General features: G+C 68.4%; 5 protein-coding genes. All 5 read right to left on the bottom strand.

Annotated elements, in window-relative coordinates; translation table 11 throughout:
* The coding region (locus AB0G15_RS25025) for a non-reducing end alpha-L-arabinofuranosidase family hydrolase (protein ID WP_362844316.1) at positions 1-773 on the bottom strand (773 nt) is incomplete at its 3' end.
* A gap of 94 nt (positions 774-867) precedes the next feature.
* Positions 868-2,304, bottom strand: coding sequence for an endo-1,4-beta-xylanase (locus AB0G15_RS25030; protein WP_362844127.1), 1,437 nt, complete (start codon positions 2,302-2,304; stop codon positions 868-870).
* Between the two features lie 100 nt (positions 2,305-2,404).
* Positions 2,405-4,459, bottom strand: a complete 2,055-nt coding sequence (locus tag AB0G15_RS25035) for a family 43 glycosylhydrolase (RefSeq protein WP_362844130.1) — start codon at positions 4,457-4,459, stop codon at positions 2,405-2,407.
* Complete coding sequence (locus AB0G15_RS25040; RefSeq protein ID WP_362844133.1) at positions 4,456-7,185, bottom strand: beta-L-arabinofuranosidase domain-containing protein; 2,730 nt, start codon at positions 7,183-7,185, stop codon at positions 4,456-4,458. The genes AB0G15_RS25035 and AB0G15_RS25040 overlap by 4 nt, the downstream gene beginning before the upstream one ends.
* A 1,227-nt stretch (positions 7,186-8,412) precedes the next feature.
* Positions 8,413-11,289 (bottom strand): glycoside hydrolase N-terminal domain-containing protein, encoded by a 2,877-nt coding sequence (locus AB0G15_RS25045; protein WP_362844136.1) that lies wholly within the window; start codon positions 11,287-11,289, stop codon positions 8,413-8,415.
* Positions 11,290-11,360 lie beyond the last annotated feature (71 nt).

An 11,360-nucleotide genomic window follows, 5' to 3' on the forward strand; every position in this document is an offset into this window, starting at 1 on the left:
TAGAACAGGCTGGGTGCCACGGTGCCCGAGGACATGGTGTTCTGGCTGGCCGAGGCCATCTCCGAGTAGTTGGTGAACAGGCCGAAGTTCATCGACCCCCAGCTGCTGCCGAAGTCGTGGGTGGTGGCGTAGACCAGCTGCTTGCCCTCATAGGGGGCGACGGTGAAGTCCTTGAGCGAGACCCAGCCCGACTTCGGCTGCGCCAGCGGGCCGGACGAGGTCCACCGGTACGTCGAGGGAAGGTTGCACATACCGGTCGGCGTCGGCGACGGCGACGGGTCGGTTCCGCCGATCTTGACGAACTGCCACTGCTGGTTGGCGCCGCCCCAGTCGTCGTACTGGACGATGTTGGCGCCGTCGGCGGTGGAGGCGCCCTGGACCTCCAGGGCCTTGTTGCTGTTGCGGTTGATCAGGCGGACGTGGCCGCCGTCGGAGTCCGCGAGGCGCCACTGCTGGTTGGTGCCGTTGAGGTCGGACCACTGCACGACGGCGCCGCCGTTGGCGGTGGAGAAGCCGCTGACGTCCAGGACCTTGCCCGAGTGGCGGGACTTGACGCGGTAGTAGCCGCCGCCGGAGTCGACGAACTGCCACTGCTGCTGGTTGCCGTTGTTACGGGCCCACTGGGTGATGCGGGCGCCGTCGTTGGTGGCGAGGTTGTAGACGTCCAGGGCCTTGCCGCTGTTGCGGTTGACCAGCACGTACCAGGCGTTGGTGTCGACGGTCGCCGCGTTCGCGGCGTTCGTCGAGACCAGCGCGACCAGGAAACCGGCCATGAGCGTGGTCACGGCCGCGATGATGGCCGCCGTATTTCGGCGCGGGCGCCGGACGTGCGTGATTTCCACGATGTGCTCCTTGTTCGGGAATCGCTCAGTTGACACGGGAGAGCTGCCACTGCTGGTTGGTGCCGCCCCAGTCGTCGTACTGGACGATGTTGGCGCCGTCGGCGGTGGAGGAGCCCTGGACCTCCAGGGCCTTGTTGCTGTTGCGGTTGATCAGGCGGACGTAGCCGCCGTCGGAGGTCGCCGGGCGCCACTGCTGGTTGGTGCCGTTGAGGTCGCTCCACTGCACGACGGCGCCGCCGTTGGCGGTGGAGAAGCCGCTGACGTCCAAGACCTTGCCGGAGTGGCGGGCCTTGACGCGGTAGTAGCCGCTGCCGGAGTCGACGAACTGCCACTGCTGGTTGTTGCCGTTGGTGCGAGACCACTGGCTGATGCGGGCGCCGTCGGCCGTCGACTGGCTGTAGACGTCCAGGGCCTTGTTGCTGTTGCGGTTGACCAGCACGTACCAGGCGTTGGTGTCGATCTGCCCGCCGGAGGTCGGCGTCACGCTCGGCGTCGGGTTCGGCGTCGAGCCGGCGTTGAGGGCGTTGAGCGTGCTGGTGTAGGCGGCCTTCTTGTTGCCGTTGCGGTCGAACAGCAGGGGGTTCTCGTCGCCGCGCCAGGAGTCGCTGTCGCGGATGCCCCAGACGGTGATGCCGTTGCACCGGGACACCGCCAGGCACGCCCGGGTCACGCCGGCGTAGATGTTGGCCTGGTTGGACCCTTGGGCCACGTCGAGCTCGGTGATCTGGACGTCGACGCCGAGGTCGGCGAAGCGCTGGAGGTTGGCCTGGTAGTCACCGGGGAGGGAGCCGCCCAGGTGGGACTGGAAGCCCACGCAGTCGATCGGCACGCCGCGCGCCTTGAAGTCGCGCACCATGTTGTAGATGGCGGTGCTCTTGGCGTTGATCGAGTCGGTGTTGTAGTCGTTGTAGCAGAGCTTGGCACCCGGGTCGGCGGCGTCGGCGGCCCGGAAGGCGGCCTCGATCCAGTCGTTGCCGGTGCGCTGCAGGTTGGAGTCGCGCCGCGCGCCGCTGCCGCCGTCTGCGAACGCCTCGTTCACGACGTCCCAGGAGTCGATCTTGCCACGGAAGTAGGTGGCGACCTGGGTGACGTGGTTGATCGCGGCGTTGCGCAGGTCGGAACCGGACAGGCCCTGGGCCCAGCCGGGCTGCTGCTGGTACCAGAGCAGCGTGTGACCGCGGATCTTCATGCCCTGTGCCAGGGCGTGGTTCACGATCCGGTTGGCGCTGGTGTAGTTGAAGTTGCCGCGCTGGGGCTCGGTGGAGCTCCACTTCATCTCGTTCTCGGCGGTGATCGAGTTGAACTCGCGGTTCAGGATGCCGACGTAGGTGGAGTCACCGAGCCGGCCGGCGGCGACGGCGGCGCCGAAGTAGCGGCCGCCTCTCTCGGCCGCCGACGCGCCCAGCGTGGAGGCGGCGTCCGCCGGAGCGGAGATCGCCGCCGACACGCCGATGGCGAGCACGCCGGCGCTCAGGAGGGACAGGAATCTCCGCAGCCGTGTGCGGCCGGAAGGCCGAGATGAGCGATTATTTGGGGGGTTCATCGCGTAATGCCCTTCGGTTTTACGGTGTGGTGAGGTCGAAGCGGTTCACGGTCACCGCTCCGCCCAGTGACTGGGTGGCGTAGTTGAAGATGCCGAAGCGGTAGCCCATGAAGAACTGCCAGGCGTTGTTCAACGTGAAGGCCGGTCCGAGCGCGGTGAAGTTCACGCCGTCGGTGCTGTAGGAGAACCGGGCCTGCCTGCCGGATCCCGGCCGGATGTCGGCGTTCACCCGCAACCAGATCTTGCCGCCCGAGATGTTCGCGCTCGCCGCCTCGGTGCCTGTGCCCGTGGTGGCCCAGCTGCTGTTCATGGTCAGGCCGTTGGTCATCACGACCCGGTTGACGCCGTTGTCGCGTTTGACGCCGATCCACGCCGACTGATCTCGGAGCATCGCCAGCCCGGACCGGTCGCCGTTGGCCATCGCCGAGTAGTCGAGCTCGATCGTCGCGGTCGACGACGGGCCCTGGATGCGGTGTGTCAGGGTGTTGCGGGCGTTGTAGAGGTCGTTGGTGACGGTCGCGGTCTGCAGGCGCAGGCCGTTGCCGGTGGAGAAGCGGCTGGTGTCGGGGTTGTGGTTCCACTCCCACCGGTGGCCGAGGCTGCTCGAGGTGAAACTGTCCGGGCCGATCATCGACGCGACGGTCTTGGAGGTCTGGATGTTCGGCTTCGGATAGTTGACGCCCCAGCCGCCGTTGACCGTCTGGACGGTCGGCCAGCCGTCGGCGCTCCAGTTGATCGGCGCCAGCGCCGGCATCCGGCCGCCGGGGTAGGCGTCGACGAACGACATGTAGTACCAGGCGCCGTTCTGCGTCTGGACCAGGCCGCCCTGGTGCGGCACGCCGCCGCCGGAGATCGGTCCGGGCATGTTCAGCAGGACCTGGCGCATCTCGTACGGGCCGAACGGGCTGCTGGAGCGCAGCACGTACTGGCCGTTGGCCGGGCGGGTCAGCCAGATGTAGTAGTAGCCGTTGCGCTTGTAGAAGCGGGCGCCCTCCAGGGTGCCGACGCTGGAGGGCGTCTGGAACACCTGCTGGGCGCGCACCTGGCTGAGGCCGTCGGCCGAGAGCTGGGCGACGCTGATCGTGCCGTTGCCGTAGGCGACGTACATGGTGTCGTTGTCGTCGACGAGCAGGCCGGCGTCGTAGTAGCAGTTGTTGATCCGGGCGCGCTTGGTCCAGGTGCCGTCCACGGCGGAGGCGGTGTAGACGTAGGTGCGGTTGAACTCGGTGCAGCCCATCCAGTAATAGGTGCTGTTGCTGGGCCGGTAGTTCAAGGTGGAGGCCCAGATGCCCTTCACGTAGGCCCGGCCGCCGTTGAGGTCGTAGGCGTTGGACTCGAAGTCCAGGCGCGGGACCGAGTGGCCCGCGTACTCCCAGTCGACCAGGTTGTAGGAGCGCAGGATCGGCGCGCCGGGGGAGTAGTGCATCGTCGACGCCGAGTAGTAGTAGGCGTCGCCGACCCGGATGATGTCGCCGTCGGCGAAGTCCTGCCAGACCACCGGGTTGGTGTAGTTACCGCCGGGATTCGGGGTGGGGGTGGGGGTGGGCGTCGGGTCGGTTCCGCCGATCTTGACGAACTGCCACTGCTGGTTGGCGCCGCCCCAGTCGTCGTACTGGACGATGTTGGCGCCGTCGGCGGTGGAGGCGCCCTGGACCTCCAGGGCCTTGTTGCTGTTGCGGTTGATCAGGCGGACGTGGCCGCCGTCGGAGTCCGCGAGGCGCCACTGCTGGTTGGTGCCGTTGAGGTCGGACCACTGCACGACGGCGCCGCCGTTGGCGGTGGAGAAGCCGCTGACGTCCAGGACCTTGCCGGAGTGGCGGGACTTGACGCGGTAGTAGCCGCCGCCGGAGTCGACGAACTGCCACTGCTGGTTGTTGCCGTTGGTGCGAGACCACTGGCTGATGCGGCCGCCGTCGGCCGTCGACTGGTTGTAGACGTCCAGGGCCTTGCCGCTGGTGCGGTTGACCAGCACGTACCAGGCGTTGGTGTCGACGGTCGCCGCGTTCGCGGCCTGGGTCGTGAGATACACGGCCACGAGGACCAGGGATGAGAGAACCGCGAGCACACGTCTCACAGGAACCTCCAGAGGTTGTTGTTCGAGCCGTTGTCGTCGGCGAGCACGACCTGCGCGCCCTGGGCCGTGCCGGCCAGGCCGAGGACCCGGCCGCCGTTGCCGCACTGGATGCGGAAGGCGGCGTTGCTCCCGTAGCGCAGCCGCCAGCGGTGGTCGCCGGCGCCGTTGTCGGCCCACTGCAGGACCCGGGAACCCGCCGCGGTGGCGGCGTTCTCCACGGCCAGCACCTTCTGGCTGTTGGAGTTGCGCAGACGCAGGTAGCCGCCGGTGTCGACGACGGCGGTCCAGAGGTGGTCGGCGGTGCCGGTGTCGCCCCACTGGACGACGAGCGCGCCGTCGGCGGTGGACATGTTGGTGACCCCGAGCACCATGCCGGTCGCCACGTTCTGGATGCGGCGCGCGCCGTTGGGCACGAACCGCCACTGGTTGTCGGCCGAGCCGTTGTCGGGGTCCTGGACGGCCTGGGCGCCGTTGCCGGTCGAACCGTTCAGGATGCCCAGCAGCTTCGAGCTGTTGACGTTGCGGATCTTGACCGAGCCGTCGCCGGCGTCGGTGACCGTCCACCGGTGGTCGGCGGTGCCGGTGTCGCCCCACTGCAGGACCCGGGCGTTGTCGGCCGTCGACATGTTCTCGACGCCCAGCACCTTGCCGCTGTTGACGTTGCGGAACCGCAGGGCGTTGCCGTCCACGACCGGCACCCAGTCATGGTCGGCGGTGCCGTTGTCGGTCCACTGCAGCGCCAGGCCGCCGTCGGCGGTCGACATGTTCTGGATGCCGAGCGCCAGCCCGCTGGCCGCGTTGATCAGCCGGAAGCTCGCCCCGCCGCCCCCGCCGCCCTGCCCGGAGGTGTTCCAGTAGACGACGTAGTTGTAGTTGGCGGCGTCCTGGAACGGGGCCAGGTTCACCGTCGCCCCGTTGGCCGTGGCCGTGAACGCCAGCGCCGAGGTGCTGGTCCGGGTGATCGACGAAGGGGTCAGCGTCGGCGCCGCCGACAGGGCCGTGTTCCCGTAGTTGCCCACCAGCACGACCGGGCCGTAGGTGACGGCCTGCATGTTCGGGTTGTCGTTGGCGGCCTTGAGGATCACCCGCATCGGGAGCCGCACGGTCACCGTGTCGCCCGACGTCCACGACCGGGTGATCGAGGCGTAGGAGCCCGGGGTGGTGGCGATGTCCTGCTGGACGCCGTTGATGCTGATCGTCGCGTCCTGGGTCCAGGCGGGGATGCGGACCCGCATCGTCCACGACCCGCTCACGTTGCCGGTGACCTGCAACGACGTGGTGTCGCTCACCGGGTACGTCGTCGTCTGGGTGACCGTGATGCCGCGCTGCGACCAGTCGAGCGTGGAGGGCGCGAACAGGTTCACGAACAGCGTGGTGTCGTTGTGGTAGTAGATCGAGTCCATCAGCTTGGTGTTGGTCTCGATGCCGGTGCCCTGGCAGCACCACATCGAGTTGTAGTCGGTGCTCCACGTGCCGCCGCCCCAGGCCGGGCCGACGCCCTTCCTGCCGCCGGGGTTGAGCGGGGTGAAGTAGGTGACGTGGCCCCGGCTGTCGGCCGGGTTCTGCTGGCCGAGCAGGTGGTTGATCAGGGCGTTCTCGTAGTAGTCGAAGTAGTCGGCCCGGGTCGGCGACAGCGTCCACAACTCCCGGGTGAGCTTGAGCATGTTGTAGGTGTTGCAGGCCTCGCCGGTGTCCCTGGTCAGGTGCGCGGCGATGGCGTTGGGGAGACGGAAGTGCTCGGCCTGGCTGTTGGAGCCGTTGACGTAGGTGTGGGCGTTGATCGTGATGGCCCAGGCGTTGGCGGCGATGTCGCGGTAGCGGGTGGTCCCGGTCGCCTTGTACTCGCGCGCGGCGCCGACCCACTTGGGCACCTGCGTGTTGGCGTGCTTGCCGTTGAGCTGGTCCTGGTTGGAGGCGAGCGGGTTGAAGATCGCGGCGTGGTCGAAACGCTGCGCGACCGTCAGCCAGCGGGAGTCCCCGGTCATCTGGTACAGGTCGGTGAGCACGGCGTTCATGCCGCCGAACTCGGTGCCCAGCATGGACTGCATCTGGCTGGAGGACAGGCGCCCGGTCCGGGTGTCCACCCACCCCGCGAGGGCCAGGAGCACGGACCTGGCCTGGGTGTTGCCGATGTGCCGCCACACGTCCAGCAGCCCGGCGAGGGTCTTGTGAATGCAGTAGTACGGCACGTTGCCGTTGCTCAGCGTGCGGTTCTCCACCGCGGTGATGTCGGACTCGGGGAAGCCCGACAGGTAGCCGGCGCTGAACCCGGCCGCGCCGTTGTTGGCCTGGCACTTGGCCAGCTCGGCGACCATCTGGTTGGCCTTGTCCCGGCAGGTGGTGTCCCCGAGCACGGCGTAGGCCTGCGCCCAGGCCGTCAGGAAGTGGCCCTGCATGTGGGACCGGAACGGGAAGTTGGGCGCGTCCCAGCCGCCGTTGGCCGCCGCGCCGTTGGTGGACAGGCGGTGGTTGGCGCGGAAGACGTACAGCAGCCGGTTGACGTCGGCGAAGCGCAGGTAGCTGAGGGTGCGGTTCTGGTTGTCCAGCCAGCGGCCGGAGGTCAGCTGGACCTGGCCGAGGTCGAACTCGTAGGCCGAGGCGCCGATCTCGGATCTGGCCCAGGGGAGCGCGGCCAGGGCGGGGGACGTGCCCACCACCTGGCCGATGGCTGAGAAGGCGGCGGTCGCGCCTGCGGCCCGGAAGAGCTGGCGACGGCTCAAAGGCATGGGGAGCTCCTTGAAGATGGGGGGTGCGGTGACCGGCGGAAGCCATCAGGGCCGGTCACCCGTGTCACGCGGTCAGGCCCTGGGGGCGGTTGACCACGGCTTCCGGTGCGGAGATGCCGCGTTCGAAGAAATTGTTAGCGATAACATCGCACTCATGGGATAACCCGGAAGGTCGCGTCCCGGCGGCCGACGGCGCTTGACGGCGAACCGGCGGGGTCGATGTGCGGCACATGGCCCTGGCGCCGCGGGTGGTGGGCCGGCACGTCGTGGGAGTGACGGCGGTTCCGTGACAGGCGGGCGTCCAGGGAGGGGGTGCATCCAGTGCTCCTCGGCCGGTCAGAGGCCAGGTATCGGCTACCGAAAATTGTTACCGCTAACATTTCTGGTTCCAGATCTCCATGGCCTGCTCCTGAGGGGGTGATGTCGCGGAGTACATCCGACTGGTCGATCGGCGTCAACGGGCTGCGGTCCTCGCTGACCTGCGCATCGCCGCCGGCATGCTTCCCTGCCTGGACATTCGTCCGGAGAGAGATCTTCCGACGACGCCTGTGCAAGTGAAAGTTTCACAGAAGTTACGACTTGGCAACCGTAGATTTCGGACTGAATCTGGTTGATTCGTGTAACCCGGCTGGTCGGCGTAGCGGTTGCCCTTCAGATCAATTTTTGGACTCGTTGGATCATGACCGGCTCGCCTCTCGAAGGAAGGCGCCCGCGAGGGCCGGGACCGGAGAGCGCGGCACCCCGAAACGCTCCCGACGCGATCCCGGCGGAAAAGACCTCGTCACAGGCCCGGCGCCGGCCGCCGGCCGAGATGGGCGCCGTATGACGGACCGGGACGGGCGCCGCACGACGTCCGCGGAGCCGCTCCGGCGAAAGCGGGCCGGACCGGATACCGGGCCTGTCGCCCGCGAGAGCGCGGCGGCTTCAGGGGAGGCCAGAAACCTTTTTTAGGTCTTGCGTAAATTTCTGGAATGTGAACGATTGACGCCGCTGTGACGGGGACCTAGCGTTGATCGCGGTGATGTTAGCGCAAACAGTTGCGTTGAAGCGATATTGGCCGTCTTCCGGTCAGCGTGCCGACCGGCGTTTCCGCGTGGGCACCGGAGCCGTCCCGGCGCACGACGCGCGCACCGGGAACGACGCGCGCACCGGGACGTGCTTCGCCGCGACCGGTGGCCGGTTGCGGCGAAGCACGTGTGGATCAGGTTCGGGACGGGTCATCGACCGTCACACACCCGTGATGGTCCACTGGTTGTTGGTGCTGGTGTTGGGCGCCCACATGGCCACGGTGGAACCGGCGGTGCTGTTGCCCATGCCGTCCAGGGCCGTGCCGGTGCCGCGGTTGATGATCTGGTTGCGGCCGTTGCCCACGCTGTTGAGGCGCCACTGCTGGTTGTTGTTGCCGTTCCAGGCCGCCTGCCGGGCGACGGCGCCGTTGGCGGTGTTGCCCCAGCTGTCGATGACCATGCCGTTGGTGCGGTTGACGATGCGGTACCAGCCGCCGCCCAGATCGACGAGCTGCCAATGCAGGTTGGTGCTGCCGTCGTTGCTGTTCCACTGCTTGAGGTTCGACCCGGAGGCGACGTTGCCGCCGCTGTCCAGGGCCAGGCCGGTGGTCCCGTTGGTGATCCGCGCATAGGTGGGCTGCTGCGGTGTGCCGGTTCCGGTCAGGCGGTAGGTGCGGCCGGCCTGGCCGGTCAGCGCGACGACGTCGGACTCGGGCTTGGTGACGGTGACGGCGGCGCCGCTGTCGGCGTCGACCACCTGGTAGGTGCCGGTGAAGATCCGGTTGCGCACGTTGACGGTCCCGTCGCGGTCGAACCTGACCAGGATCTCGGTGGCCGTGCCCGAGCTCCACGTCGTGCCCACGGTGTAGCCGCCGCGCCCCCGCAGGCCCTGCACCTTCCCGGACGGCCAGGCGGACGGCAGCGCCGGGAGCACGTGCAGCTCGCCGTTGTGGCTCTGCAGGAGCATCTCCGCGATGCCGGAGGTGGCGCCGAAGTTGCCGTCGATCTGGAACGGCGGATGCAGGTCGAACATGTTCGGCGCGAGCCGGGCCGTCGTCACCAGGAGACGGATCAGGGTGTGCGCGCGGGCGCCCTCCTCCATCCGCGCCCAGTAGTTGATCTTCCAGGCGAGCGACCAGCCGGTCCCGTCGTCGCCGCGCAACTCCAGGGTGCGCCGCGCGGCGGTGTACAGCGCCGGGGTGCCGCGCTTGGTGATCTGGTTGCTGGGGTGCAGGCCGTACAGGTGGGAGACGTGCCGGTGGGCGGGTTCGGTCTCGATCCAGTCGTACAGCCACTCCTGGATGTTGCCGCGCGAGCCGGTCTTCATCGGAGGGAGCCGGTCCCGGGCGGACAGGACCCGGGTTCGGAAGTCGGAGTCGACGCCGAGCGCCTGGCTGGCCTTGGCGCAGCCGTTGAACAGGTCGCGCAGGATCTGGTTGTCCATCGTGGGGCCGGCGCAGACGCTGACGCCGCTGTGGTGGGCCAGCTCAGGGGAGTTCGACGGGTTCGTGACCAGGAACCCCAGGCTCGGCTCCTGCACCAGGGTGTCGAGGAAGAACTGCGCGGCGCCCTTCATCGCCGGATAGTACTGCTGGAGGAACGCGAGGTCGCCGGTGAAGGTGTAGTGCTCCCAGATCAGGGTGGCCAGCCACGCGCCGCCGGTCTGCCACATGCCCCAGAACGCGCCGTCGACGACGGAGGTGGCCCGCCAGGCGTCGGTGTTGTGGTGGGCCACCCAGCCGCCCGCGTTGTACTGGACCTGGGCCGTGCGGGCGCCGGTGACCGTCAGATCGTTGATCATCGCGAACACCGGCTCGAAGCACTCCGACAGGTTCGTCGTGTCGGCCGGCCAGTAGTTCATCGGCAGGTTGGCGTTGATGGTGTACTTCGAGTCCCAGGACGGCGCCAGCGAGTCGTTCCAGATGCCCTGCAGGTTGGCCGGCTGGGTGCCGGGCCGGGAGGAGGAGATCAGCAGGTAGCGGCCGAACTGGAACAGCAGCACCGAGAACTGCGGGTCGTTGACGCTGTTGTGCTGCGCGATCCGCACGTCGGTCGGCTGGTCGGCCGCCGAGGTGCGGCCGAGCTCCAGCGTCGTGCGCCCGAACAGCCGCTGGTAGTCGGCGACGTGCCGGGCGCGCAGGTCGGTGAAGCTCCTGGCGGCGGCGGCGTTGAGATGCTGCCGCGCGATGCCCTGGTGGTCGCCGCTGACGTCGCGGTAGTTGCGGTAGCTGGAGCCGATCGAGATCAGCACCGTCACGCTGTTCGCGGCCGTCACCTGCAGGGTGCCGCCGGAGCTGCTGACGGTGCCGCCCTCGATGACGGCCTTGGCCAGGCCCTGGAACCGGACCGCGCCGGTCTTGCCCTCCATGTTGCCCGAGACGCCGTTGAGCGCCACGGTCGTGCCGTCCGGGCTGGATCGCGTCGTCTGCTGGGGGCTGTCGAACGTCGCGGAGAACGTGATCGAGCCGCCCCTGTCGGCGGTCAGGCGCATGACGATCACCTGGTCCGGCGCGCTCGCGAACGTCTCGCGCTGGTAGCGCACGCCGTTCTTCAGGTACGACACCGTCGTGGTGGCCGTGGTCAGGTCCAGGTAGCGGTTGTACTCCGAGACCCCGGAGGTGTTGCCGAAGGCGAGCCGCAGGTTGCCGACGGTCTGGTAGGCCAGCTGGCCCGCGGGGCTGCCGAGCATGTTCTGGTCGATCAGCGTCTGGGCCTGGCTCCACTGGTTCTGGAAGACCAGCTGGCGGATCTGGCCCAGCGCTCCCGCGCCCCGGGTGTTGCTCTGGTCGTAGGGCCCGCCGGCCCAGACGGTGTCCTCGTTGAGCTGCAGGCGCTCGGTGTCGACGTTGCCGAACACCATGGCGCCCAGGCGGCCGTTGCCGATCGGGAGAGCGCGCAGCCAGTCGGTGCCGGCGCTCTCGTCGTACCACAGCGCCAGGTCGCCGGCGGCGGTCACCGCCGGAGGGGGTGCCGAGGCGGCTCTGGCGGCCGCGGTCCACTGCAGGGGTAACAGCATGGAGCCGGCTCCGGCCGCCCCGAGCTGCATCAGTCGCCTGCGTGTCAGGTGGTGCTCGTCGGAGTGGTGCTCGTCGGACATGTCGTTCCAATCGGTAGGGGGTGTGGCGGTTGGAAATGCCATGGCGGAGGAACGGGGGGGCACCTGAGGCG

Source organism: Streptosporangium sp. NPDC023825 (assembly GCF_040639575.1).
Lineage (GTDB): Bacteria > Actinomycetota > Actinomycetes > Streptosporangiales > Streptosporangiaceae > Streptosporangium.